Source organism: Brevibacillus agri, from assembly GCF_004117055.1.
GTDB lineage: Bacteria > Bacillota > Bacilli > Brevibacillales > Brevibacillaceae > Brevibacillus > Brevibacillus agri.
Genome location: NZ_CP026363.1, coordinates 2,462,062 through 2,486,719 on the forward strand (window position 1 = coordinate 2,462,062; position 24,658 = coordinate 2,486,719).

Genomic DNA, 24,658 nt, shown 5'->3' on the forward strand with positions numbered 1-24,658 from the left:
AAAGCGGCGCAAAAGAAAAAACGGGCAGGCAGCAAGGACGAATGCCAGATGGATGGCGTCCTACTGCCTGCCGTTTTTGTCCGAATGCTTGGGGGGATCAGGGGCGGAGCCGTTTTGCTGGTTTCCCGGGAAGACGGCTTTTTCCCATTTGGTCATGAAATAGCCCGAGAGCAGAAAAACGCCAATGGCTGCTACGGTAATGATGGCTCCTGTCATGCTCTCCCTCCTTTTGCTCGTAAAAGCGGTCTTGCTATGGTTTACGAATAAGGCTTGGAGAGGTTTCAGCCAAAAGAACAGGGATGCGCCCGTTTTTTCATGAGCGGCTTCCGGCTGAAGTGGCGAATAGGACGGGGGTTATACTATGCCATGCTAACTTCCCCGCACGCGGCCCTCTGCGTCAATCTGGACGTTTTCCGAGAGCGATTCGATTCGCTTGCGCAAAGCGGCTCCATCTGTGGCGTTCATCGGCACGGCTTGTCCCAGTTCGGCGTGGAACGGAAGCATTGTCAGGTCGCAGGCGGCGTTTTTCGTACAGCTTGCTTGCAGCACCATCGTTTCCCACGTTTTCGGCTCGGTCGAGCGCGTGAAAATGAAGTTGCCCAGGCTGTAGGCGATCCATTTGCCGCGATACTGCTCAAAGCCTTGCAGCACGTGCGGATGGCCGCCGACGATCAGGTCAGCGCCTGCGTCGATGTACGCCTTGGCGAGTTCTTTTTGATGATCGACGGGAAAGTCTTCGCGCTCTTTGCCCCAATGGGCGATCACGACGACGAGATCAGCCTGTGCTTTCGCCTGCTCGATGGCTTGGACGGCCAAGGCGGGGTCGTAGGTTCCCGCCAGTCCCGGCCCGTTTTTTTGCGCGAACCAGCTCACTTCCGGTATGACCCGGCTGAATCCGAGCACGGCGAGCCTGATGCCGTTTTTCTCCACAAAAACAGGCGCGAAGGCGCGGGTGGCATCGACTCCGCCCCCGACATAGGCGATCCGGTGTTCCTCCAGCGCGGCGAACGTATCGAGCAAGCCGTCTACGCCCTGATCCATCGAGTGGTTGTTCGCCAGATTGACCGCGTCGATTCCGGCGGCCTGCATGGCGGGCGCAGCCAAAGGGGACGACTTGTAGACGTACGCTTTGTTGTCGGCGGGAGTCCCTCTCGTCGTAAGCGGCGTCTCCAGGTTGGCGATGGTGTAGTCATCCTGCAAAAAAAGCGAGCGCACATGCGTGAACGGGTAGTCGTAGCCTTTTTCTAGCAAAACGTTTTCCACATTTCCTGCCATCATGACGTCCCCGACAAAGCTGAGCCGGACAGTCGGCTCCGGGGCAGCGACCGGCTCTGGTGCGGGAGTGGCTTTGGGAGCCTCGTGCTTGCCGAGCGCAGTGAAGCCGAGATAAGCGCCTGCCCCGAGGACGGCGAGCAAGCTGAAAAGCAGCGTATTTTTCCCTGCCCGAAGCCACTTTGGTTTTGTCTGTCTTCGCCGGGAGCGTCTCCGGCTGTGATTCGTCTCGTTCATGCTTCTCCTTTCTTCGCTAACGAAAAGCTGCTAAATTTTGCTATGATAAAGGTAATTACGAAAAGAGGCGAAAAAAGATGCAATTATCCTTTGACCATCTGGTTCATTTTGTCCATCGTCCGCCCGCAGAAGCAGCGCGGCTGTTTCGCGAAGCCGGATTTCACGCTGTAACGGGAGGCAGGCACACCCATTGGGGGACATGGAACAGTCTCAGCTATTTTGGCTTGTCGTATGTGGAGTTTTTGGCGGTCGAGGATGCGGCGGTTGCCGGACGATCCGACAATCCGCTCATCGCGCAGTTGGTCGCGGAGCACGAGCTTGGCGAAGGGCTTGGACAAATCGCCTTGCGCACCAGCGAAATGGATCGGTGGGTGGAGCGATTTCGCGCGCTTGGGCTGAAGCTGACAGGGCCAGTAGACGGCAGCCGCACAAGAGACGACGGAAAAACATTGCGCTGGCGCATGCTGTTTGCCGAAGACCCGCAGACTGCGCGAAAGCTGCCGTTTTTGATTGAGTGGCAGGAGACAGACGAGGAGCGCCAGGCAGATTTGACGCAGCGCGGGATCATCGCTCCGCATCCGAACGGAGCAGCCGAGCTTCTGGCTGTCGGCTTCGCTGTCGCGAATTTGGACGCGGCTGCTGCGGACTGGACGCGGTGGTTCGGCTTGCAGGGCGGGGAAGTTTTCACGGATGAGCGACTGGGTGCGCGTTGCTTGTCGCTTGCGCTGCCCGGCGGAAGCATCGTCCTGTGTGAACCGACGCAGCCTGGAGCGGCGCAGCAGGCGTTAGCGGCGAGCGGAGAGCGTCCTTTTTTCGCGAAAATCGGCGCGGCGAATGCATTGCCGCTTCCGCACGACATTTGCGGCGGGATTTATCTCACTTGACGGACAGCAAAAGCAAGAAACCGGAAAAAAGGAGGCAAGCCTTTGACTGTACCTAAGCATTCACTGTCTGCTGCAGCGATCATTGTCAACGAGCGCAAGGAAGTGCTGCTGATAAAAGGCCCGAGGCGCGGCTGGGAGATGCCTGGCGGAAAAGTGGAGGAAGGCGAGTCCATCCGGGCGGCAGCCATCCGGGAGACGAAGGAAGAGTGCGGCTTGGACATCGAAATTACGAAGTTTTGCGGCGTGTTTCAAAACGTGAGCAAGTCGATCTGCAATGTGCTGTTTTTAGCGAGGCCGATTGGCGGGAAGCTGATCGCGACGCCCGAGTGTCTGGAAGCCGGGTTTTTCCCGATTGAAGAGGCGCTAACAAAGGTTACGTGGAGCAACTTCCGGCAGCGAATTGAGCTGTGCTTGCAGGAGGAAAAGCACCCGTTTTACGTGGAGTTTTGAAAGAACACGCAGCTTGGGAAAGCGGCGTGGGCGTGCAGAGACGAATCCACGACTCGGCGCAGGAACGAGTGAAAGAAGCTGTCCGAAAGCGGACGGCTTTTTTGTGTAGCCAATATACGTGCAACATAATAACGTAGTCAGAGTTGTCAGGAAATATTTTGTTTCTTTTTAGAGTAATAAATGTTACGCTTTGAAGTAATTGAAGTAATTGAAGTAATTGAATGGTAAGGAGGGATCGCATGACGGATAACTTGACTCTTAATGTCGCCTTGCTCAGACGCAAGGTTCCCAACCTGACTGCAGCCGCTAAAGAGGCAGGCTTGCGGCCAGCTACGGTGTCCAATTTGTGTACGGGCAAAATTCCTGTCGGCCGGGCAGAGGTTCGCACGTTGGTGAGTCTGGCTGAGCTGGCAGGCTGTCGTCTTGACGATTTGATTATTCGCGGCGGGCAAACGAAAATGCTGGAGACGGGAATCAAGGTGATCGACGTTTTCGCCCCTGTCGTTCGCGGGGGGACGGTCGGGTTGGTGGCAAAGCCAGGGATGGGACAACTGGTCGTGCTGACGGAGTTGTTTTTGCGCCTGAAGCAGACAGGCTTTACCCCTGTTTTCTGGCGCCCGGCTCGGGATGTCGTGGGCATGGAAGAGGTCATTTCAGAAGCGGCAGCCGTATGTGATAGCTGCGAAGAGTGCTTTCAAGCCATTTTGCAAGCAGAAGAACACGGTACAGCCGTACTGGCCGCTGACCGGTCTTACGTGTTATTTGGGGAGCTTGGCAAGTTGCGGGGCATGCTGGCCGAAGCGCGAGTAACAGACTTGACCGTATTTCTGATTGATGTGAGCGGCGTGGCCACGGAAGAGATTGTCCCCTATGGTCCGTTGGATACGCTTTGGCAATTTGATCTTGTCTTGTCAAGCAAGCGCTACTATCCGGCGATTGATCCCGTAGCCTCTACCGCGACTTTGCTGGAAGACGCGCATGTCGAAAACCGTCATTTTACAGTCCAGCAAAAAGCCAAGAAACTGTTGCGCAGATACCGCGAGCTGGCACAATGGCTGGAAGCGAGCGAACAGGCTGCCGTTCCCCCGGAGGAAACGGAGACATTCGTGCGGGGCAGGAGACTGGAGCTGTACTTGACGCAGCCTTTTTACATCGCAGAGCCAGTGACCAAGCTTGCGGGAGTGTGGGTCAACGCCGCTGATTCATTGGAACATGTGTCGCGTATTGTAGAAGGAAAAACGGATGGGCTTGACCCGCAACTGCTTTTTTACATCGGTGGCTTGCCCGATACAGTGCCTACGGGGGAGATGGGGTAACGTGGAGCAAAACGAGCTGTTTGCCAAAAGAATCGTAATGAGGCCAAGCGACGAGAAGACTTCTCTTGTAGAGGTAAAAAAGGATGTCGTGTACAAGACATCCGATCGCGGCGATCTGAAAATGGACGTGTACTATCCAAAAGGGAGTGAGTGCTCCAAAGGGATGCCTGCTGTCATACTCATCCACGGAGACGGACCGTGGCATTTTTTGCAAACGATCAAGGACAGCGGACAATACGTATCGTGGGGACAGCTTCTTGCTGCGAGTGGCCTGATCGCTGTCACGTTTACCCATCGTTCCACGGAGCGGTTTTCCAAGCTTGATGAGGCTGTCCGGGATGTGGAGGACGCTTTGGCGTACATTCGCGAGAGCGGAGAGCAGCTTGGCATCGCGCGCGAGCGACTCGGGATCTGGGTGTGCTCCGCCGGTGGCCCTGTCGGACTTCCGACTGCGCTGCGGAATAAGGCGGGTGACATTCGCTGTGTCGCCGCATTGTACGCGATTATGGATTTGTGGAGCGCGCGGGCTATGCTTCCTGATCTGGATGAGCAAACTTTGCGGGCTGCATCCGCACGGGCTGCTCTGGAGGAAGCCCCTGCAAACCTTCCGCCGCTTCTGGTAGCGAAAGCAGGGGCAGATCGGGCGGACTTGAACACGACGATTGATGACTTCGTTTTGACCGCCTCCAAGCAAAATGTTTCTCTCGATTACTACCTCCATCCCGATGGTCGCCATGCTTTCGATCTCTGGGATGACGATCTGCGGAGCAAGCAGATCATTAACCACACGGTAGCTTTTTTCCAAAATCATTTGCTGGAAGCAAACAGCGGTAGCTAAAAACAACGGTTCGCTTACACCCGGGCTTAACGTTACACATCGATCATGACCAGAGTGTAGCACGCTAACGGTGTCATCTCTTTCATCGCGCATGGCGTCAAAACCATTTTCATACCAAAATAGCAACCGCCTCCTCCCCCAAAAGAGGAAGCCGGTTGCTTTTTCGTTTTTCCTACGCCTCATTGCGTGCCAAACGTCTTTTTCGTCAATTGGCGGTACATGTACAGCATCGCGATTCGCCACGGGACGAGCATGCCGAAAGCAAGCAGGAAAAACAGTCCGCCCGTCTGAATCGAGGTGAAGCTGTCGTTTATCACCAGCTTGATAATCACCCGGATGATTAACAGACCGACCAGGATGAAGAAAAAGGCTCGGGAGCGCTTGAGGTAGACGTCTTGGCCGATCACTTCGAAACGCGAAGTCATAATCAACGGAATCGAGAAAAACAACCCCGTGACAAAAGCCGCTACATCGTACATCGGCGGGAGCGCCGCCTCCGGAAAGAAAAACATCGCAAAGCCCGTCGCCATGAAGAAAGGCGGCAAGATAATGCTCTTTGCCGACACAGGCTTTTTTTGCCTGCGCATACGCACAAAGATGAGTGCAGTCGCCATCAGGAGCGGAACCAGAAGGCCGAATGTAGGGGAAGATAATATCTGCATGGAAAAAACGCCTCCAAAGACTTGCCACATATTTTCAACGTTGTTTTTTCTAGTCTAGTGTACACCAAATGGAGGCGCATGGAAAAGCAGGAGACAGGCAAACGGCGCTTTTGCTAGGCGGCCGCCTCGTCGCTTTGACGGACGTCCAGCTTGTGCTTTTTGCTGTAGACGAACGTCAGGATGCCGGACAAGAGCGTCAGCGAGCCGATGAACAGCAAGTAGCCGCTGATCCCGAGCAAATCGAGACCGATTCCGGTAATCCCGAGCGCGAGCAGGAAACAGGTGCGATCCAGCATGCTTTTGAACGAGAAAAACCGTCCTTGCTGGTGGGCGGGCAGCCGCTTCTGAAAGATCGTCGCGATCACCGGGAAAAAGAAGGCGACGACAAAGCCGAACAGGGAAAAAGAGGACAGCACCATCGCCTTATGATCGGCAAACGACATCCCGAATTGCGAGAGGGCAAAGAAAAACAGCATGAGCGTCGAGGCTGCGACCAAGTTTTTGCCGCCGATCCACCGTTTGGCAAGCAGGCCGCCGATTAGGATGCTCGTTCCTTCTACGGCGTAAATCCAGCCCATGAGCTGAGGCGCCTGCTGGAGTTCGCTGAGGTTGAGAATCAACAAATTGATGCCGCCCAAAAACAGCGTAATCAACCCGTTGTTGATAAGCCCGACAAACAGCGCCGGGTCTTTACGGGCAATCGTCAGCACTTCGCGAAACTCCACTTTTTCCTTCAGGTTGCGCGAGGCGACAGGAGGAATGCGCAGGAACAGCGTGACGACGGCGAGAATCGCATACGCAATCATCGAGCAGACGTACAGCATGGACAGCTCCATGGAGACGACGAGGATTCCCCCGAGGGCCGTTCCGCCGATGCGCGACAGCGTGGAAATGTTCAAGTAGGCGCTGTTCGCTTTCAGCAGTTCATCCTTGGTCAAGATGGCAGGCAGGGAGGCTTGCACGGTCGGGAAGTAAAACGCCGCCGACACTTGCATGACGAGCAGCGAGACAATCATCCACAAAATCGAATCGTACGCGAGTGCGGGAAACATAAACACAGGACTCAAGGTTCGAGCCAGGCTGGCACAGAGCATGATTTTTCCTTTGTCGTACATGTCGATGACGACGCCTGCTTTCGGAGCAAGCAAGATGCTTGCGATCAGGCCGGTCATCAAAATCAGCCCCTTCACGGTTTCGGAAGGGATCAGGCTCTGCATGAACGACAAATTGGCAATAATGGAAATCCACATGCCTGCCCCAGCGACGATCTCTCCTGTCATCAGCAGGAGAAAGGTTCGGTTACGCCACAACATGAGAGCCACTCCAAATCTTTTTTAGTTTTTGACAAAAAAATGAACCGATCGATTTTTTTCAAAACGGTACCACTCAGTATAGCATCTGCCCAAATATTTGTATATTTATTGTCAATAGATGTATGCTTCCTGGCAATAACGGGCACATTACAGGAACAATGGGCGGCGATTACGCAACAAAGGAGCTTATCGTAAATGGCGCGAAAACGTACGCTGCTTCTCCTGATCGGGTATGGGTTTGCTGCCACGCTCGCCATTTTTTACGGGCTGGTAGAGCGGCACAGCTTGTTTGTCACGTTTGTTTCGTTTCATTTGGCGGTCTGTGTAGCAATCCCGCTGTTGCATGGCTGGTGGGAAAAAAGCTTGCAAGAGTATTGGCGCTTGGCGTGGGGCCTCTTTGAAAAACGAGGGGCGCTTTTCGGGATTGGGCTGGGGCTGCTGTTTTTTACAGGAATCCTGACAGGACTGTGGCTGATTTTGCAGGCGGAGGGCAGGCCGGACATCGTGCGGGCCGGGCTGGAGTCATGGGGGGTGAACCGCAACTGGATCGGTTTGTTTGCGCTGTATCTGGTGGTCGTCAACTCGCTTTTGGAGGAATTGTTCTGGCGAGGCTTTGTCCTGCAGCGAATGCTGCGCTCGCTCTCCCGTGTCGTCTCCGTGTTGCTCACGAGTTTTTTTTACACGTTGTACCACCTGATTATCACGACGGCCTTGTTCGGCGTGTGGCAAGGCTTGCTGCTTACGACCGCGGTGTATGGCGCGGGCGTCATCTGGGGGTGGATGAAAGGGCTGTTTCCGTCCATCTACCCGACCTGGTTCAGTCATTTGCTGGCGGATTTGGGGTTGGCGCTGGCTGTTGTTTTCTGGATTTATTAGCGTAAAACAGACGAAGGGGGAGATCGCCATGCTGGCGCTGCACGAGGAAGTTACGCTGCGCAAGCGTCTGCTCAGCATCCTGCGGCAAAAAAACGAGCACGTCCAGCTTTACTTCGATACATACGGCTTCACGCCAACGGGACCACTGCTCGCTTATTTGCGCGCGATCAAAGGGTGGGCGAACCTCCGGCGTGCCGATTTGTGGCAGGTGGTGGAAAATGACCCGGAGCGGCAGATCGAGTGGGATGGGGGCGAGTTGATTCGTGCCACGTACGGCTTTGCGCCGAGCCAGACGGCAACCCGGCTCACAGAGGTGGAACCTCCGGCGCGCCTGTATTACGGCACGCACGCAAAGCTGGTGCAGCAAGCGCTCGCCGGGGGACTTTTGCCGATCGCAAGCGAGCACGTCCAGCTTGCTTTTCGGGCAGAAGACATCGGGATGCCGGAGGACACGCTCTGTTTGCTGACCGTTCAGGCGGCTCGGGCGCGGGCAACCGGCATCCGATTTTTCCAAGGGAGCGGAGCATTTTGGTTCAGTGAGGCGATTCCAGCGGCTTTTGTCGCGGAGTGAGCGCATCAGGTTGCGGAATCGGGATCGTTCTGTTTGCCTTGGCGGAGCTGTAGCTGGCGCTCTCGTTCTGCGAGGACGTCGCTGCGGTCGCGCAACGTGTGCTTGTTTAGCAAAAACGGATCATTCATGTCGCTGTCGCGATACTCCGGCTGATTTTGCTTGGCACAGGCCGCTTTGTACGCGGCAATCAGCTCGGCTGCCCGCATCGGCAAGGTGATGCTGCGGTAAGGCAAGCCTTGTTCAATCTCTTCCAGGCGGACTGCCAAGAGGCGCTCCAGGGCCGTGCTGTCCAAGCCGAGGCGCTCCAGCTCCGCGTGATGCTGTTTCACCAGCGCGTGGGCACTTGTGAGCATTTTGCGGGCGCCGTTTACGTTGCCGCGTCGGTGGTGGTACAGCCCGACGGCAATTTGAATCAAGCCGACCCAGACAGACTGGCGCTCCGCGGGTGGAGCGCTTTTCCAATATTCTTCCAAAATCTCGTGACACTCGAAATAGTCGCGTTCGACATGAAACTGAACCAGGTAGTCCAGATACGGCTCAGGATACATGATGGACTTCACCTCGCTCTTTTTTGTAAGAAAAAACGCCTCGACGCTTTGCGGGCAAGCGGCTGTGGCTGTTTGCCGCCAACCACAAGGTCGTGACCGTTATGTTTTCAACGGTTTGTTTATGTACTATTATAAAGCATAGAGTAGAGAAATCGAGGTGGGAAACACGATATGACAAGAGATGAACTGATGGCTGTCTTGGAAAAAAAGCGAATGACCGAAATCATAGAGCTGATTGAGGATGCCGAGCAAGGCGAACTGGAGGAGCTTGAACTGGTGGAAAGCCTGGGGCTGCTGATGGACCAGGAGCTGAACAGGGAAGTTCTTGCCCTTTTGGAGAGCCTTGGCGTTACCATCGTGTATGTGAGCGGTGACGAAGAGGACGAGGAAGACAGCGAAGACGACGAAGACGAGGATTAAGAAGAAACCAACCTAGCTCTTTGCGGCCAGGTTGGTTTTCTTGCTGTATTTGCCCCTACTTTTGGGTCCAGACCCGGTTTTTGTTGCGGGTCGCGGGAAACTTTTCGCCTTTGTCCAGCTCGATAATCATCGGGTCCTGTACGCTGGCGCCGGTTTCCCCGATTTCCATGTACACTGCGTTTTTTGGCGACTTGTCGCCTTCACGAAAACGGCTTTGTTCTCCCATAGGGACACCTTCTTTCTCGCAATGTGTGATCTGCCTTAGTATGGCCGTCGCGGGGATGTTCATGCTGGCTGCCTCTATTGACGTTCGATTCAAAATTCATATACGATGGTTTCAACGATGGATGAAGAGGTGAATTCATGCTACGCCTGACCCTGCAAAAGGATTCGAATGTGTCGTACCACGAACAGCTCTACCAACAAATTGCTTCCTCGATTCGCAGCGGAGAAATTCCGCCGAATGAGCAGTTGCCGACGGTCAGGGAGCTAGCGGCACAACTGAAGGTCAATTACAACACGGTTCGCAGCGTTTATCTCCGCTTGCAGCAGGAAGGGATGGTCGATTCGCGTCAAGGGCGCGGGACCATCGTCAGCAATATTGTTAACGATCCTCTACTGACCCGCAATCCCGCGCATCTCGCTTTGCTGGCCAAAGAGACGCTGCACAAAGTAAAGGCCATGGGCTATTCCATGGATGAATTTACCCGTGTCCTCTCGTGTGTCATGCTGGAGATCAACCAGTTTCCTGTCCTGTTTTTGCGTTTCACAGAGCTGGAGCTTGCCGAGTATTTGCGCCTGGTGCAATACCATCTCCCCAGTGTCATGCTGGAGGGGCGGACCTTCGATGATTTTGCCCAGCGAGTCGAACAGGACCCGAGCTTTTTGCAGCAATACAAGGCGATCGTCACTCACCCTTCCGTTAATTTGCGCATGAAGCACCGTTTGCCGCGAGAGGCTCCGCCTGTCGTCAGCCTCGATTTTATACCCGATCCGACTACGGTCATTCCGGCCATGGAGGCGTATCCCCGCCATACAAAAGTCGGGCTGGTCTGTGCGACGATCCGCGGTGCGGCAGGAATGATAAATGACTTGTACAACGCAGGCATCACGCATCTGGATATTCGGACGATCGAAGCGAATCATCCCGACGTGTTCGACCTGATTACGAATTGTGATGTCGTCTACATATCGAAGCCCGGCTATATGGTCAGACCGCATTTGCTGACGCTGCCAAAAGTAAAGGAATACCAGGAAATTCCCGATCACCACGGAATCAATGAACTGCGCAAGATCGTGACGCAATGATTTTTTGCCTGTTATGCCCTTATTTTCTGGCGGTTTGCAGAGCTTTTTCCTTCCTGATATGTACAAAAGCCGCCGGCAGCCTGTCTGCCGGTTGTGCTGTTTTCAGGCAAGACATCCGCTGATTTTGCCGCAAGAATAGACAAGTATACCATGCCGATGCACCTTCACCTACATACTTTGTAGATGTAACGAACAGGAGGGGGTGAGGTTCATGGGTTGCGGATGCAGAAAGTCTCATTGCAAGTGCTACTACAAGAAGTGCTGCAAGAGGAAATACTACAAAAAACATTGCTACTACAAGCCTTACTACAGAACGGAATGTAAAACTGGTCGTGGAAGCTGCGGTCACCATCACCATCACGGCGAGAGCTGCGGACACGGCGGTTACGGGTCCTCTTGGGGTGGCCACGACAGCAAATATTAATTCATCGAAAAAAAGCGCCTTTTACGGCGCTTTTTTCGTGCTATCCAGTATAAGGGCAACTATGACTGCGTCAATGGTTCGGCGCAGCCAAGTTTTCGAATTTTTTCGCAAGTTTGCGGTGCTGGCATCGTACACTACAGTAGCGAAGGGAATGGGGGAATGCAAATGAACCATCTGGTCGGAAAAGACGAGCGAATGTGGGCCATGATCGCACATTTGTCCGCGCTGATCGGCTTTCTGATCCCATTTGGCAATGTGCTGGGGCCGCTTTTGGTCTGGTTGTTCAAACGCGAAGAGGGCCCCTTTTTTGAGGAGCACGGAAAGGAAGCGCTCAATTTCAGCATCTCGGTCACGATCTACGCAGCCATTTCCAGCATCCTGCTCATTGTCTTCATCGGCGTGATTTTATTGACCGCCCTGTTCTTTTTCTGGATCGTCTTCGTCGTGATTGCCGCCGTTCGGGCCAACGAAGGGAAAACGTACCGCTATCCGCTGACGTTGCGATTTATCAAATGAGTGATTCGCCATCGAGCAGCCGCTCCTTTGGGAACGGCTTTTTTTTCGTAATTTTCCCGCAACAGGCAGGGTGAATGGTCATTCATCGCGAAAAACTAGGGAGGACAAAGAATCGGGGCGAAGGGAGTGGGAAGTCATGCTGACTGGCGTTACGGTTGTCGATTTTTCTCGTCATCTGCCTGGGCCGATCTGCACCATGCGACTCGCTGACCTGGGAGCGGAAGTCATCGAGGTGGAGGCGTTTCGCGAAGACGAGCACGCCTCGGCGGTTTTTCCCAGCCCGTCTGCGGCCAGAGAAACGGGAGCGTTTTCCTTGCGTTCGCATCGCAATCACAAGAGCATTTCGCTTAACCTGCGGACAGATGAAGGAAAGGCGCTCGCGTTTGCTCTCGCCAGACAGGCTGACGTCGTGGTGGAAAGCTACCGTCCAGGTGTCATGCGCCACCTCGGGCTTGACTACGATCGCCTGTGGGCCGCTCATCCGGCTGTCATCTACTGCTCGGTCACCGGGTACGGCCAGAGCGGGGAGATGCATCAGCTCGGCGGGCACGATCTCAACGTTCAGGCGGTCAGCGGCTTTCTCTCCCTGCTGCGCGATGCTTCTGGCAAGCCAGTCCTGGCAGACATTCCTCTCTCCGATTACGCCCTGGGTCTGTACGCAAGCGAGCAAATTTGCGCGGCGCTGGTGCAGCGGGCACGAACCGGGCGCGGCGCCTATCTGGACGTGGCCGCCGCCGACTTGCTCGCGGCGTGGGTAGGGCTGCAGGCGATTTTTACGGCTTGCCAGGCTACCGCGAGTACGAATCAGAGCAATAAGGGGCTGTTGGCGCATCAGGTGTTTGAAACCGCCGACGGGCAGTACGTGGCGCTCGCCGCTGTGGAGGAGCGCTACTGGCTGAGCTTTTGCCGGGCGGTGGGCCGGGCTGACTGGGAGGCGTATCACCGCGGGACGATCGCGGAGCACCCCGAGGTATGGGAGGAGCTGAAAGCCTTGTTTTTATCCCGCACACAGGCGGAGTGGAACGAGCTGGGGAGCGAGGTGGATTGCTGTCTGACGGCGGTGGAGGAAATGGAAAACTGGTCGAATATTCGCTATGTGTCCGAGCGGGAAATTGCCTACACGCTTCCTTTTCTGGACAAGCGGGAGCCGACCGGCGCAGCGAAAAGCTCTCGCCCTGGCGCTTCCGACCGCAAAGCTCCTTCGTGGCATGCCGACTGCACGGCAGAGTTGCTCAGGCGAAAGCTGAACATAACGGATGAAGGCTTGCGCAAGCTCAAGCGGCAAGGCGTCATCCCGGAGTCGTCCGTATAGAAAGGAGAAGAGACAACTATGGAGCAAGAAGTCCAAGCAACCCCGCTTTTGGTGAAAAAAGAAGAGGGCGTCTGCACGATCACGCTCAATCGGCCGCGCGTGCTGAACGCGATGACGGTCGAGATGTTTGCGCTGTTGCAAACGTCGATTGCGGAGGCGGCGGATGATCCGGAGGTGGAAGTGCTCATTCTCAGAGGAGCAGGCGGCAATTTTTGCTCCGGCGCTGATTTGACCGTGCTGACGGCGCTGAGCGAAAAAGACGAAGCGGATGAGGCGCTTGCGGTCATTAACGATTTTATTGCGCGGCTGCACCAGATGCCGAAGCCGGTAATTGCCGTCGTGGAAGGGGTGGCGGTCGGAGCGGGGCTCAATCTGGCGCTGCATGCCGATTTTGTCATTGCCACGACAGATGCCGTGCTGCAGGAGCCGTTTGTCCAGATCGGACTGACTACCGACTTTGGCGGCACGTATTTGCTGCCGCAACTGGTAGGAACGGCATGGGCGAAACGGCTGGCTCTGCTCGGGGAAAAAGTTTCCGGGCAAACAGCCGAGCAGATTGGCTTGATCTATCGTGCGGTTGAGCCAGCGCTCATCGAGCAGGAGGTGGAAGCGCTGGTGGCTGCCGTGCGGCGCTTGCCGCGACAGGCGTATGCCGTTACGAAAGAAGGGCTGGGACGGTGCCAGTTTAACGGGCTGGAGTACGCGCTCGCCTGGGAAAAGCAGCAGCAGCCGTCCTTGATCGCCCATCCTGCGTTTCAATCGCTGGTACGTGCCAAAATGAAACGGACGTAAAAACGCTACAGCGCTACTTCGGCAAAGGGATGTTCAGCTCGTGAATGCGCTGGCCGGATTCCGCGCTTTCCTCGAACAAGGTAAGGACAGGGGCTTTCAGCTTGGCGGCGTCGAGACTCAGGTTGATGGCGAACGTGCCCCATTCGGGTGCCCCTTGGCTGGCTGTGACAAAGCTGTCGGCCAGCGTGTTGCCTTCGTCTGTCACGACAAAGCGCACGGTAGCTTCGAACACGCGGGCTTCGCCTTTTACGGCGTATTGGCCGGGTCCTGTTTTCGTTACGGCGATGTTGCGAAACGCTTCGTTCTCGTACTTGCCGCCTTGCTCGCCGGCAGGCTGTTCCGTGGCGCTGCTAGGCAACGGAAGTGCAGCGGCTGGCACACAGACGGAGCCGACCGCGAGAAGTGACACGATCATCAGTTTTTGGGGAAAACGCATGCGATCCCTTCCTTTTCCAGAGTGATGCTACGTTTTTAAGATGGCGTGCCAGCAACTGTTTTATGCTGGAAAAGTCGCTCGCCTCAACAATGGGAACGGGGAAGGGAAGAATATCCGTTGAGCGAGAGTGAATTGTGTGGTAAAGTAGGGATATCAAGATCCTGCGATGTACGTAAGACCGTAAATGTTTCTAACCTTATACGTGTTTTTCGGGAGACGGAAATTTGCGTTGGATGTCAGGCCCACCTCCCTTTTGGGGATGCATGGGAAGGCTGAAGGGCAGAAGGGTCACCCACCTGTGTGAGCGCAGGTTATAGAAACATGAGGTCAACGGCAGAGCGGGGACTTGGCAGCATGCAAAAGCAAAGATTGGCCGATAGCATGAAAAAACCACTTGGAGACTTCCAGGTGGTTTTTCTATGTTTGGGGTGCGGAGCGAGACGACGTGCAGGACGTTGTTCGTCTCAATGGGTCGTTTTGTTTTGCTTGCCGGAACCGTGTCCCTGGCCCTGGCTTTGTCTGCGCCCCGAATCCTGGCCGTCCTGCTGGTCGTTGTTTATGATCGTCAGGCTTTGCTCCAGCGATTGCGAATCTTGGGCGTCCTGCAGAATTTGGTACATTTGCAAAAAGTTCGCTTTTTGACCTTCCGGAATCCCTTTGATACGGACGGTCAATTCTTGTGGACCGCTTTGCTGTCCTTGCCCCTGTCCGCCTTGGCTGCTCTGCCCGCTTCCTTCGCCGGAGGTTGGCTGCTCGTCAAGAAAACTGAGGAACATGGAGTCGCTGTCCTGAAAATCTTGCCCGCCGCCACTCGATTGCTGCCCGCCGCCGTTCTGTCCACCGCTGCTTTGTCCGCCTTGTCCGCCGTTTTGCTGCTCAAACAATACGCTGAACTCGTTTAGATCAGTCTGGATGATGCCGATGACGTTCATCCTGATCCTCCTTCCAAAATTGAAAATGGGCTGGAATCCTGTTTCTTGCCAAAGGAGCGTGCAACAAGCCCTTCACCACTGCGATGGCAAATGCCGTAAACACCAAGCTCGATCATCAGTAAGGCTGGCCAGGCAGGACACGGCGCGGACCAAAAAGGCGAACACGAACCAAAACAGTCAGTCGTGCAAGCAAACTATGGTTGCGGGGCGAAGCAGGATAAGGAGCAGCAAGCAGCACGAAAGGCAAGCAAGCGGGTCATGCTTGCCTTTGATGCAACTGGAGGTGACGTTTTCGACCGCCAACGCCCGGCGAAACAATGCGTCCGTTTTCGTTAGCGTAGGCAGGCTGATTCAAAAACGAGGACACCCATCCATGCTCTTAGTATGAGCTTAGGGAGTTTCGCTATGCGTGGGGGAAGCGTTCGCTTTCAGGCGGCGAACGAGCGCTTCATCCGGGGTGACGTACAACGTGCGCTGCTGCTCGTAAATGACGTAGCCTGGCTTGGCGCCGCTCGGCTTTTTGACGTGCCGAATCAAGGTGTAGTCGACAGGAATCTGGCTGCCTTCTTTGGCGCGGCTGAAATAGGCGGCCAGGTTGGCGGCTTCGAGCAAGGTTTGATCGGAAAACTCGCGGGCGCGGATGACGACGTGGGAGCCGGGAATGTCTTTTGTATGCAGCCACGTTTCATGCGCAAAAGCCAGCTTGTTTGTCAAAAACTCGTTTTGCTTGTTGTTTTTTCCGACCAAAATTTCGGTGCCGTCTGACGAGACGTACCGTTCCAGCTCGGGGCGCGTATCCTTTTTCTTGCGCGGTCCGCGCTTTTTCCGGTCGCGCATGTAGCCTTGCTCGACCAGCTCTTCGCGAATTTCTTCCGCTTCCTTCAGGCTGGCGTGGCCGAGTTGGACCAAAAGGCCGTCCAGGTAAAGAATTTCCGCTTTGGCTTGCTCGATCTGCTCGCTGACGATTTGCAGGCTGTTTTTCGCTTTGTTGTACCGTTTGTAATAGGCCTGCAAATTTTCCGAAGGAGTCTTCAACGGGTCCAGCGGGATGGTGATGGTGCTGCCAGCCTCGTCGTACCAGTTGACGGTGACCAGTTCGGTGTCGCCGCGCTTCATCTGATGCATGTTGGCGGTAATCAGCTCGCCGTACAGACGGAACAAATCGGCGTCGTGCGCCTCCTGTAGCGTTTGCTCCAGTTTCTCGATCTTCTTTTCGTTTTTGTTGCGCTCGGCGGTGACGAAGCGAATCAGGTCGTGGGCGCGTTGCTTGACCGTATCGCGCAGAGCTTTGCCCTCGTAAAATGCCTGCAGGCAGGCTTGCACGGAAGGATACGGCGTGGCGGTGCCATCGCCGCCATCGGTCAGGTGCGTCAGCTCGACGACGTGAAAATACGCTTTGTCGGGGCGTTCCACAATCGCAGGCGCGTAGTTGTGCGCCTTGACCGCTTCCATGACCGAGGAAAAAGCTTGCCACAGCGTGTCGCGATTGGCCAGCTTTGCCCGGTGGACGATTTCTTTTGCCAAAAGCGGGCTGATGCCCATGTAGCGGTCGACGATTTGCTTGTCCAGCCGCCCGCTGTTCCAATCGATGGAGGAAATGAACGCCTGCTCGGTGACGGTGAGCGGATCGTGTTTGTCCTGGCTCGGCGGGGAGACGTACGGACGTCCAGGGGTGACTTGCCTGTATTGGCTGATCGCCAGCGTCACGTGCATGGCACTGTCGAGAATCGTTCCCGTTGCCGGATCGACGAGAATAATGTTGCTGTGCTTGCCCATGATTTCCATGATAATGCGGCGGAGCGCCGTGTCTCCCAGCTCGTCGCGGGTACGGATATCCATGTGGATGATCCGCTCCATGCCGATCTGTTCGATCGATTCGATCAGCCCGCCTTCACAATGCTTGCGCAGCAGCATGCAAAACATCGGAGCTTCCAGCGGATTCGTAAACTCTTCGGTCGTAAGGTGAATCCGGGGGTACGTCGGATTGGCAGACAGCAAGAGCTTGACTGTTTCTCCCGGCGTGCGTACTTGCATGACAATATCGCTGTGGTGCGGCTGGTGAATCTTGGAGATGCGACCGCCGACACATTTATGTAACTCCCGCGCGACGGCACGGGTTACTACGCCATCAAATGCCACAATCACTCACCTCAATCGTTAAAAATGCCTGGAACGTAAAAAAAGATGCCAGAAATGGTTGCCAGTCACAGTGTAGCACAAAGCGGGGGAGGGAGGAATCTTGTTGTCGCCCTGCGGCTTCGGTTGACACTGCCAAGAGTTGTCTCCTATAATAAATTAACGATTTTGCGTCTGTGGAAGTGAAAACGATGGTTCGGAGCATGACAGGTTATGGACGGAAAGAGGATAGCAGGGGCGCTGTGCGGTTGACGGTGGAGATTCGCGCCGTCAATCATCGGTATTCCGAGATACAGGTACGCCTGCCAAAAGCTTGGAGCATGCTGGAGGACCAGGTGCGCAAGCTGGTGAGCCGGTACGTCCGCAGAGGTCGTGTCGATGTGACCATTGCGATGGACGGGAAAAGTCAGACGGCTTCCGCTGTCGAGATCGACTGGCAGGTGGCCGGGCAGCTCGTCTCGCTGTCGCGCACGATGGCTGAGCGCTTTTCGTTGCAGGAGCCGCTTGGCGTCAAGGAGCTTTTGCTCTTCCCTGGCGTGTTACATACAAAAGAAATGACAGAAGACAGCGACGAAGCGGCCGAATGGCTGCTGGATCAGGTCAAGGCTGCAGCGATCGATTTGCTCTCCATGAAAGAGGCGGAGGGCAAGCAACTGTACGCTGATTTATCCGGACGGCTCGAACAGATTGAAGCGTGGGTCAAAGAGCTTCAGCAATTGGCTCCTGTGGGAATCGAGGAGTACCAGACCCGTCTTCGCCAGCGATTGAACGAATGGGCCAGCCAGGCTCCTTTTGAATTGGACCTTGCGCGCGTGGCTCAGGAGGTTGCTTTTTTCGCTGACAAGAGCGATATCAGTGAGGAGATTACCCGCCTGGAAAGCCATTGTCTCCAGTTTGCCAAACAGTTGGAAGCAAGCGAAGCGATCGGGCGAAAGCTGGATTTTTTGCTCCAGGAAATGAACCGGGAAGCCAATACTATCGCTTCCAAGGCGAATTATTTGCCCATTTCCCACCTCGCTGTGGAAATCAAGACGGAACTGGAGAAAATGAGAGAGCAAGTACAGAACGTCGAGTAGCATGAAAGGATGGGCTGGGCCGTTATGGCAATCAAGCTAATCAATATCGGATTTGGCAATATTGTGAATGCCAACCGCATTATTTCCATTGTAAGTCCGGAATCTGCTCCGATCAAACGGATCATTCAGGAAGCGCGCGATCGCAACATGCTCGTGGACGCTACCTATGGACGCCGGACGCGTGCTGTGATTATTACAGATAGCGATCACGTCATCTTGTCAGCGGTACAGCCGGAAACAGTGGCGCAGCGCCTCTCGACGAAGGACGACGAATCGGACGAATAAAGTAGGAGTGTAAACAATGAGCATGGTTGATCGCGGTCTCCTTTTGATTCTCTCCGGACCTGCGGGAGTGGGGAAAGGCACGGTATGCAAGGCACTTCGGGAAAGAATGCCCGAGCTGGTGTATTCCGTATCGGCTACCACACGTTCTCCGCGCCCGGGCGAGGTGGAAGGAGTTAATTACTTTTTCAAGACAAAGGAAGAGTTCCAGCAAATGATTGAGCAGGACGCTCTTCTGGAATGGGCAGAATACGTAGGAAACTTCTACGGCACGCCCCGCCAGTTTGTGGATGAAATGCTGAACGAAGGGCGCGACGTGATCCTGGAGATCGAAGTCCAGGGCGCGCTGCAAGTAAAACAGCGATTTCCGCAAGGGACGTTCCTGTTCCTGGCCCCGCCTGATCTGAACGAGCTGGAAAACCGGATCGTGGGACGGGGAACGGAGACGGAGGATGTGATCCGCAAGCGGATGGAAGTCGCCCGAGCCGAAATCGAGCTGATGGATCATTACGATTACGTAGTGGTCAACGATGTGATCGAATCAGCCTGCGATCGCATTCAGGCGATTATTACAGCCGAGCACCTGAAAAAAGATCGTCAGGTTCACAAATATCGCAAATGGTTGAAGGAGGTTGAATAGTTTTATGTTGTATCCATCTATCGACGAATTGACCGCAAAAGCGGAAAGCAAGTACATCCTGGTGACCGTAGCTTCCAAGCGCGCCCGCCAATTGCGTGAAAACAGCGAAATGCAGGTAGTCAAACCAAAATCCAAAAAGTTTGTAGGCGTCGCGCTGGAAGAGTTTATCTCCGACGAGCTGGTGCACGAGTTTTTGGACGGACGTAAATAAGAGCTTGCTTTGAAAAAACAACCTGTATGCAGGTTGTTTTTTTCGGATAGGGAAGAAAGGGGAGTTACAGATGGATTCGCTCGCAGAAAAACGAATTGTGCTCGGCGTCTGTGGCGGGATTGCGGCCTACAAGGCGGCTGCGCTCACAAGCAAGCTGACGCAGGCCGGCGCACAGGTGCATGTCATCCTGACGGAAAATGCGATGAATTTCGTTCAGCCAGTGACGTTCCAGGCATTGTCTCATCAGCCTGTCTACACGGATACATTTTCGGAGCCAGACCCGCACGTCATCAGTCACATCGACCTGGCGGACAAGGCCGATCTTGTGCTGATTGCTCCCGCGACGGCCAATGTCATCGGCAAAATCGCAAACGGCATCGCGGACGACATGCTGACGACGACGTTGCTTGCGACGAAAGCTCCGGTGATGATCGCGCCTGCGATGAACGTGAACATGTACGAGCATCCGGCGGTTGCGGCCAATATGGAAAAGCTGGCGTCGTTTGGCTATCGGTTTGTGGAGCCGGGGGTCGGGCTGCTCGCATGTGGCTGGGTTGGCAAAGGGCGTCTGGCCGAGCCGGAGGAAATCGTCGAAGCGGTGCAGAGCTGGTTTAGGCAACAAGCTGCACGAGACACGCAAGCAGCAGCGAAGCAAGACTTGCTGGACAAGCACGTACTCGTCACAGCCGGACCGACGCGGGAAAAAATTGATCCGGTTCGCTATATCACCAACCACGCATCGGGCAAAATGGGCTACGCTATTGCGGAGGCAGCGCGTGACAGAGGGGCGCGCGTGACGTTGATTAGCGGCCCGACCGCGCTGCCGCGGCCAGAGGGCGTCGCGTTCGTCGCCGTCGAATCAGTACAGGAGATGTTCGACGCCGTCATGGAGCATTTGCCACAGAGCGATATCGTCGTGAAGTCGGCTGCTGTGTCCGACTATCGGCCGAAAACAGTGCAGGCGCATAAAATGAAAAAAGGCGACGGCCCCTTCGTGCTGGAGCTGGACAAAGCGCCTGATATTTTAAAAACAATCGGCGAGCGCAAAACGAAGCAGTTTGTCGTCGGGTTTGCTGCCGAGACGCAAGATGTGCTGCTGCATGCGCAGTCGAAGCTGGAACGCAAAAACCTCGATATGATCGTAGCCAACAACGTCCTCCTGGAAGGCGCAGGGATGGGCAGCGATACGAACATCGTCACTCTTTTGACGCGGGACGGCGAGCAATTGGCGCTGGAAAAACTGAGCAAGCGGGCTGTGGCCGACAAGCTGTTTGATGCCGTGCTGTTGAAGCTGCAGCAAAAGCCGCTGTCTGAACTGTCATGATCGCCCAGGTGATTGTGGACGTACCGGTCAATCGAACGAATCGCCCGTTTGACTACAAGGTACCGTCCTGGCTAAGCCCGTTGATCCGCGTGGGCAGCAGGGTCATCGTCCCGTTTGGCCCGCGCAAGCTGCAAGGCTACGTGATCGGGATCGTGGAGCAGGCGGAGGGGGAAATCGCGTCGGCGCGCTTGAAGGACGTCGAGCAGGTGCTGGACGATACGCCTCCGCTCACGCCAGAGTTGCTGGAGCTTGGCGAGTGGATGTCCCACCAATACTTGTGCCCGTGGGTGACAGCCGTCCAGGCGATGATTCCGGCCGTCTTGAAAGGCAAGTCGGAAAAATGGCTGGTCGCGACAGAAGCGCTGGAGGCAGAAGCGTGCGGCAACTCGGGGCTATTGTGGGAACTGGCGCGCAAACGGCAAATGCCGCTCGCAGAGGTGAAGAAGCAGTTTCCCGACGAGTACTTGCTCGTGCCGGGCTGGATATCGAGCGGCTTGTTGGCGACGGAATACCAGGTCACCGACCGGATTACGCGCAAGCAGCAATCGTTTGTGCGCAGCCTGTTGAGCGGGCCTGAGCTGGCAGAAGCAATCCGGTCCTTGCCAGCGCGGGCAGAGCAGATGAAAAGGGCGCTCGAACTGTTCCAGATGCATGAAGGCCAGTCTTTGTCCACCCAGATGCTGCAGGCGGAGTACGGAATCAGCCGTGCGTCGCTGAAGAGTCTGGAAAAAAAAGGATTCGTCGCCATCGAGCAGGTGGAAGTGTACCGCGATCCGTATGCCAATCGCCGCTTTTCCGACAAGCCGAAGCCTGACTTTACCCCGCTTCAGCAACAAGTTTTGGCACCAATTTTGCAATCTATAAAAATGGGCACGTACGCCTCGTACTTGCTGCATGGCGTAACAGGCAGCGGCAAGACAGAAGTGTATCTGGAAGCGATCGAACAGACGCTGGCAAAAGGGCGCGAGGCGATTTTTCTCGTGCCGGAAATTTCTTTGACGCCGCAAATGGTGGAGCGGTTCAAGGCGCGGTTTGGCGCCGATGTCGCCGTCCTGCACAGCGCCTTGTCGCAGGGAGAGCGCTACGACGAGTGGCGCAAAATTATTCGCAACCAGGTAAAAGTCGTAGTCGGGGCGCGCTCGGCTATTTTCGCTCCTTTTCGCAATGTCGGCTTGATCGTGATCGACGAAGAGCATGAAAGCTCCTACAAGCAAGAAGAGACGCCGCGATATCACGCGCGGGAAGTCGCCCTCTGGCGAGCGAAAAGAAACGACGCCGTCCTGCTGATGGGGAGCGCGACGCCCGCCTTGGAGACGTACGCCTTGGCTACGCGCGGCAGATACGAGTTGCTGGAAATGCCCGAACGGGTAGGCAATCGCCCGATGCCGCAGGTGCACGTCGTCGATATGCGCGAGGAGCTGCATGCGGAAAATCGCTCCATGTTCAGCCGCAAGCTGCACGAAATGATTGCCGATCGGCTGCAAAAAGGCGAGCAGATGGTCATTTTCCTGAATCGGCGCGGCTTTTCCACGTTTGTCATGTGCCGTTCGTGCGGCTATACGATGCGCTGCATTCATTGCGACATTTCGTTGACCTACCATAAAACGAACCATACGGCGCGCTGCCATTACTGCGGCTACACGATCGCCCAGCCTGCGCACTGCCCGGAATGCCAGAGCGAGCATATCCGCTTTTTCGGCACGGGGACGCAAAAGGTGGAGGCGGAGCTGGCGAAGCTGTTTCCCGGCATCCGCGTGATCCGGATGGACGTGGATACGACGTCGCGCAAAGGCGCGCATGAAGAGTTGCTGAACAAATTCCGCAACGGGCAGGGCGACGTGCTGCTCGGGACGCAAATGATCGCCAAAGGGCTCGATTTTCCGCGAGTGACGCTGGCGGGCATTATCGCAGCGGACAGCTCGCTGCATTTGCCTGATTTTCGCGCGGCGGAAAAGACGTTCCAACTGCTCACGCAGGTCGGAGGACGCGCGGGGCGGCATGAGCTGGCGGGAGATGTCGTCATCCAGACGTACACGCCCGAGCACTACAGCATCGTTCACGCCACGCGGCACGACTATCCGGCATTCTACCGGGATGAAATGCTGCAACGCAGGCGCACAGGGTATCCGCCGTATTTCCGGCTGGTGCTCATCACGTTCAGCCACGAAGATGTGCCTGTCGTCATTCGCGGCGCGCATACGATGGCGGACTTTTTGCGGCCGCGGCTCGCCCAGACGACAATCGTGCTCGGGCCAGTCGCATCGCCTATTGCGCGCGTGAAGGATAGATTTCGCTTTCAGATCATGCTAAAATATCGGGATGAACCGCAACTGTCTGACCTGCTTGCCCAGGCGACGGCGGCATTTGAAGAGTGGAACAAACAGCAGAAAGTATTGATGACGATTGACGTCGATCCGTACGTGCTGCTTTAGGGAGGATATGATTCACATGGCAATTCGCACAATTGTAAAACATCCAGATCCGATTTTGCGTGAAAAGGCAATGAAGGTGACCAAGTTCAACTCCAACCTGCACAAGCTGTTGGACGATATGGCTGACACGATGTACGATGCAGAGGGCGTAGGCTTGGCTGCACCGCAGGTAGGCATCTCCAAGCGCGTGATTGTCATGGATTGCGGCGACGGGCTGATCGAAATCGTCAACCCGGAAATCGTCGACCACAAAGGCGAGCAGTTTGACTATCCGGAAGGCTGCCTGAGCATCCCGGGGCTGCGCGGAGATGTTCGCCGCCACCAATGGATCAAGCTGCGCGGACAGGATCGCTTTGGCAACGAAATCGAGCTGGAGGCCGAAGACCTGTTGTCCCGCTGCGCCCAGCATGAAATCGATCACCTGAATGGCGTGCTGTTCATCGACGTAGCCGACAAGGTCTATCAGGTGAACCCGGAAGAGGAAGGGGAATAACCGATTTGAAAGATGCTCGCATCCTGTTTATGGGTACGCCTGACTTCGCGGTTTCGAGCCTCGACGCGCTCATCGAAGCAGGCTATAACGTGATTGGAGTCGTGACACAACCGGATCGTCCCGTAGGACGCAAGCAAGTGTTGACGCCGCCCCCCGTCAAGGAGGCGGCTTTGCGTCATGGACTTGCTGTTTTGCAGCCGGAAAAAATCAAGGCAGAAGAAGCGCTGGAAGAAGTGCTGGCGCTGTCTCCCGACCTGATCGTGACAGCGGCTTACGGGCAAATTTTGCCCAAGCGGCTCTTGGATGCGCCGCCGTTTGGCTGCATCAATGTGCACGCCTCGCTTTTGCCGAAATATCGCGGCGGTGCGCCGATCCACAAAGCAATCGTCGACGGGGAAGCCGAATCGGGCGTGACGATCATGTACATGGTAGAGGCGCTGGACGCAGGGGACATGCTGTCCAAAGTCGTCGTGCCGATCGAGGAACGCGACACGGTCGGACTTTTGCATGACAAGCTGGCGGTCGCTGGCTCCCGGCTTTTGCTTGAGACGGTGCCTCGGCTGCTGGCAGGGGAGATTCAGCCGGAAGCGCAAGATCACTCGGCTGCGACATTTGCGCCGAATATCAAGCGGGCTGACGAAAAAATTGACTGGACGAAATCCGCCGCGCAAATCTACAACCAGGTGCGCGGCCTGAACCCATGGCCTGTCGCCTTCACGACATACGAAGGCAAAGTGTGGAAGCTGTGGTGGGTGGAAAAAATGCCCGAAGCTGGCAGCAAAAAAGCGCCGGGAACGATTATCGCCCGCGAGGAAGACGGCCTGGTCGTCGCGTGCGGCAGCGGGGCGGTCAAAATAACCGAATTGCAGCCGGAAGGCAAAAAACGGATGAGCGCTCTCGACTTTTTGCGCGGAGCGGGCAGCAGCATCGAAATCGGCACGAAGGTAGGAGAATAGC

General features: G+C 55.6%; 28 protein-coding genes and 1 other RNA gene. 20 read left to right on the top strand and 9 right to left on the bottom strand.

Annotation, left to right across the window (positions count from 1 at the left end; genetic code table 11):
* Positions 1-60: 60 nt before the first annotated feature.
* Positions 61-216, bottom strand: coding sequence for a hypothetical protein (locus tag BA6348_RS26685; RefSeq protein WP_007786301.1), 156 nt, complete (start codon positions 214-216; stop codon positions 61-63).
* Between the two features lie 153 nt (positions 217-369).
* The gene (locus tag BA6348_RS12325; protein WP_005829732.1) at positions 370-1,509 is read right to left on the bottom strand and encodes a CapA family protein; all 1,140 of its coding nucleotides are present in this window, start codon (positions 1,507-1,509) and stop codon (positions 370-372) included.
* Positions 1,510-1,586: 77 nt separating this feature from the next.
* On the opposite strand from BA6348_RS12325, the gene BA6348_RS12330 reads away from it, so the two are divergent.
* From BA6348_RS12330 to BA6348_RS12345, 4 genes are all read left to right on the top strand, one after another.
* Positions 1,587-2,393 (top strand): VOC family protein, encoded by an 807-nt coding sequence (locus tag BA6348_RS12330; RefSeq protein ID WP_007786298.1) that lies wholly within the window; start codon positions 1,587-1,589, stop codon positions 2,391-2,393.
* A gap of 42 nt (positions 2,394-2,435) precedes the next feature.
* Complete coding sequence (locus BA6348_RS12335; RefSeq protein ID WP_025844961.1) at positions 2,436-2,843, top strand: NUDIX hydrolase; 408 nt, start codon at positions 2,436-2,438, stop codon at positions 2,841-2,843.
* A 239-nt stretch (positions 2,844-3,082) separates the two neighbouring features.
* Positions 3,083-4,159: a P-loop NTPase family protein gene (locus BA6348_RS12340; RefSeq protein WP_122952794.1), complete on the top strand. Its 1,077-nt coding sequence runs from the start codon at positions 3,083-3,085 to the stop codon at positions 4,157-4,159.
* A 1-nt stretch (position 4,160) separates the two neighbouring features.
* The gene (locus tag BA6348_RS12345) at positions 4,161-4,997 is read left to right on the top strand and encodes an alpha/beta hydrolase (protein ID WP_122952793.1); all 837 of its coding nucleotides are present in this window, start codon (positions 4,161-4,163) and stop codon (positions 4,995-4,997) included.
* A gap of 179 nt (positions 4,998-5,176) precedes the next feature.
* Here BA6348_RS12345 and BA6348_RS12350 read toward each other — a convergent pair whose 3' ends face one another.
* Together BA6348_RS12350 and BA6348_RS12355 are read right to left on the bottom strand one after the other, a co-directional pair.
* Positions 5,177-5,659, bottom strand: coding sequence for a CcdC family protein (locus BA6348_RS12350; protein WP_005829742.1), 483 nt, complete (start codon positions 5,657-5,659; stop codon positions 5,177-5,179).
* Positions 5,660-5,772: 113 nt separating this feature from the next.
* A complete protein-coding gene (locus BA6348_RS12355) occupies positions 5,773-6,972 on the bottom strand; it encodes an MFS transporter (protein ID WP_005829744.1) in 1,200 nt (399 codons plus the stop codon).
* Positions 6,973-7,167: 195 nt separating this feature from the next.
* Here BA6348_RS12355 and BA6348_RS12360 point away from each other — a divergent pair, with 195 nt between their 5' ends.
* Together BA6348_RS12360 and BA6348_RS12365 are read left to right on the top strand one after the other, a co-directional pair.
* Positions 7,168-7,848: a CPBP family intramembrane glutamic endopeptidase gene (locus BA6348_RS12360; protein WP_122952792.1), complete on the top strand. Its 681-nt coding sequence runs from the start codon at positions 7,168-7,170 to the stop codon at positions 7,846-7,848.
* 28 nt (positions 7,849-7,876) lie between these two features.
* A complete protein-coding gene (locus BA6348_RS12365) occupies positions 7,877-8,419 on the top strand; it encodes an RNA 2'-phosphotransferase (protein ID WP_005829748.1) in 543 nt (180 codons plus the stop codon).
* 5 nt (positions 8,420-8,424) lie between these two features.
* Here the strand turns inward: BA6348_RS12365 and BA6348_RS12370 are convergent, their stop codons facing one another.
* Positions 8,425-8,967: a DUF309 domain-containing protein gene (locus tag BA6348_RS12370; RefSeq protein ID WP_005829750.1), complete on the bottom strand. Its 543-nt coding sequence runs from the start codon at positions 8,965-8,967 to the stop codon at positions 8,425-8,427.
* Between the two features lie 171 nt (positions 8,968-9,138).
* On the opposite strand from BA6348_RS12370, the gene BA6348_RS12375 reads away from it, so the two are divergent.
* A complete protein-coding gene (locus tag BA6348_RS12375; RefSeq protein WP_025844653.1) occupies positions 9,139-9,387 on the top strand; it encodes a hypothetical protein in 249 nt (82 codons plus the stop codon).
* Positions 9,388-9,442: 55 nt separating this feature from the next.
* Here the strand turns inward: BA6348_RS12375 and BA6348_RS12380 are convergent, their stop codons facing one another.
* Positions 9,443-9,613, bottom strand: coding sequence for a YjzC family protein (locus BA6348_RS12380; RefSeq protein WP_005829753.1), 171 nt, complete (start codon positions 9,611-9,613; stop codon positions 9,443-9,445).
* 137 nt (positions 9,614-9,750) lie between these two features.
* Between BA6348_RS12380 and BA6348_RS12385 the strand changes: the two genes are divergently transcribed.
* The 4 genes from BA6348_RS12385 (at position 9,751) to BA6348_RS12405 (ending at position 13,739) form a co-directional block, all read left to right on the top strand.
* On the top strand, positions 9,751-10,695 hold the full coding sequence (locus BA6348_RS12385) for a GntR family transcriptional regulator (RefSeq protein ID WP_005829754.1): 945 nt from the start codon (positions 9,751-9,753) through the stop codon (positions 10,693-10,695).
* Positions 10,696-11,284: 589 nt separating this feature from the next.
* On the top strand, positions 11,285-11,635 hold the full coding sequence (locus BA6348_RS12395; protein WP_005829756.1) for a DUF4870 domain-containing protein: 351 nt from the start codon (positions 11,285-11,287) through the stop codon (positions 11,633-11,635).
* 136 nt (positions 11,636-11,771) lie between these two features.
* A complete protein-coding gene (locus tag BA6348_RS12400) occupies positions 11,772-12,947 on the top strand; it encodes a CaiB/BaiF CoA transferase family protein (RefSeq protein ID WP_122952790.1) in 1,176 nt (391 codons plus the stop codon).
* Positions 12,948-12,965: 18 nt separating this feature from the next.
* A complete protein-coding gene (locus BA6348_RS12405) occupies positions 12,966-13,739 on the top strand; it encodes an enoyl-CoA hydratase/isomerase family protein (RefSeq protein WP_005829759.1) in 774 nt (257 codons plus the stop codon).
* A 13-nt stretch (positions 13,740-13,752) separates the two neighbouring features.
* Here BA6348_RS12405 and BA6348_RS12410 read toward each other — a convergent pair whose 3' ends face one another.
* Entirely contained in the window at positions 13,753-14,175 is a 423-nt protein-coding gene (locus BA6348_RS12410) for a Gmad2 immunoglobulin-like domain-containing protein (RefSeq protein ID WP_025844646.1), read from the bottom strand.
* Between the two features lie 155 nt (positions 14,176-14,330).
* Between BA6348_RS12410 and ssrS the strand changes: the two genes are divergently transcribed.
* Positions 14,331-14,524: non-coding RNA, 6S RNA (gene ssrS, locus BA6348_RS12415), on the top strand.
* A gap of 115 nt (positions 14,525-14,639) precedes the next feature.
* On the opposite strand, the gene BA6348_RS12420 is transcribed toward ssrS, so the two are convergent.
* Both BA6348_RS12420 and BA6348_RS12425 read right to left on the bottom strand, forming a co-directional pair.
* Positions 14,640-15,107 carry a hypothetical protein gene (locus tag BA6348_RS12420; protein ID WP_025844644.1) on the bottom strand — a complete coding sequence of 156 codons (468 nt, stop codon included), beginning with the start codon at positions 15,105-15,107 and terminating at the stop codon, positions 14,640-14,642.
* A gap of 390 nt (positions 15,108-15,497) precedes the next feature.
* A complete protein-coding gene (locus BA6348_RS12425; RefSeq protein WP_005831058.1) occupies positions 15,498-17,246 on the bottom strand; it encodes an Rqc2 family fibronectin-binding protein in 1,749 nt (582 codons plus the stop codon).
* 188 nt (positions 17,247-17,434) lie between these two features.
* Between BA6348_RS12425 and BA6348_RS12430 the strand changes: the two genes are divergently transcribed.
* The 8 genes from BA6348_RS12430 to fmt all read left to right on the top strand — a co-directional run bounded on the left by BA6348_RS12430 (position 17,435) and on the right by fmt (position 24,657).
* Positions 17,435-18,319, top strand: coding sequence for a YicC/YloC family endoribonuclease (locus BA6348_RS12430; protein ID WP_005831057.1), 885 nt, complete (start codon positions 17,435-17,437; stop codon positions 18,317-18,319).
* A 24-nt stretch (positions 18,320-18,343) separates the two neighbouring features.
* Entirely contained in the window at positions 18,344-18,604 is a 261-nt protein-coding gene (gene remA, locus BA6348_RS12435) for an extracellular matrix/biofilm regulator RemA (protein ID WP_005831055.1), read from the top strand.
* A 16-nt stretch (positions 18,605-18,620) separates the two neighbouring features.
* A complete protein-coding gene (gene gmk / locus BA6348_RS12440; RefSeq protein WP_007779210.1) occupies positions 18,621-19,241 on the top strand; it encodes a guanylate kinase in 621 nt (206 codons plus the stop codon).
* Positions 19,242-19,245: 4 nt separating this feature from the next.
* Positions 19,246-19,452, top strand: coding sequence for a DNA-directed RNA polymerase subunit omega (gene rpoZ / locus BA6348_RS12445; protein ID WP_005831051.1), 207 nt, complete (start codon positions 19,246-19,248; stop codon positions 19,450-19,452).
* Between the two features lie 70 nt (positions 19,453-19,522).
* Positions 19,523-20,776, top strand: coding sequence for a bifunctional phosphopantothenoylcysteine decarboxylase/phosphopantothenate--cysteine ligase CoaBC (gene coaBC, locus BA6348_RS12450; RefSeq protein WP_122952789.1), 1,254 nt, complete (start codon positions 19,523-19,525; stop codon positions 20,774-20,776).
* Positions 20,773-23,208: a primosomal protein N' gene (gene priA / locus BA6348_RS12455; protein ID WP_122952788.1), complete on the top strand. Its 2,436-nt coding sequence runs from the start codon at positions 20,773-20,775 to the stop codon at positions 23,206-23,208. Before coaBC ends, priA begins: the two co-directional genes overlap by 4 nt.
* 16 nt (positions 23,209-23,224) lie before the next feature.
* Positions 23,225-23,701 (top strand): peptide deformylase, encoded by a 477-nt coding sequence (gene def / locus BA6348_RS12460; protein ID WP_005831045.1) that lies wholly within the window; start codon positions 23,225-23,227, stop codon positions 23,699-23,701.
* A gap of 5 nt (positions 23,702-23,706) precedes the next feature.
* Positions 23,707-24,657: a methionyl-tRNA formyltransferase gene (gene fmt, locus BA6348_RS12465; RefSeq protein ID WP_025844636.1), complete on the top strand. Its 951-nt coding sequence runs from the start codon at positions 23,707-23,709 to the stop codon at positions 24,655-24,657.
* Position 24,658: the final 1 nt, after the last annotated feature.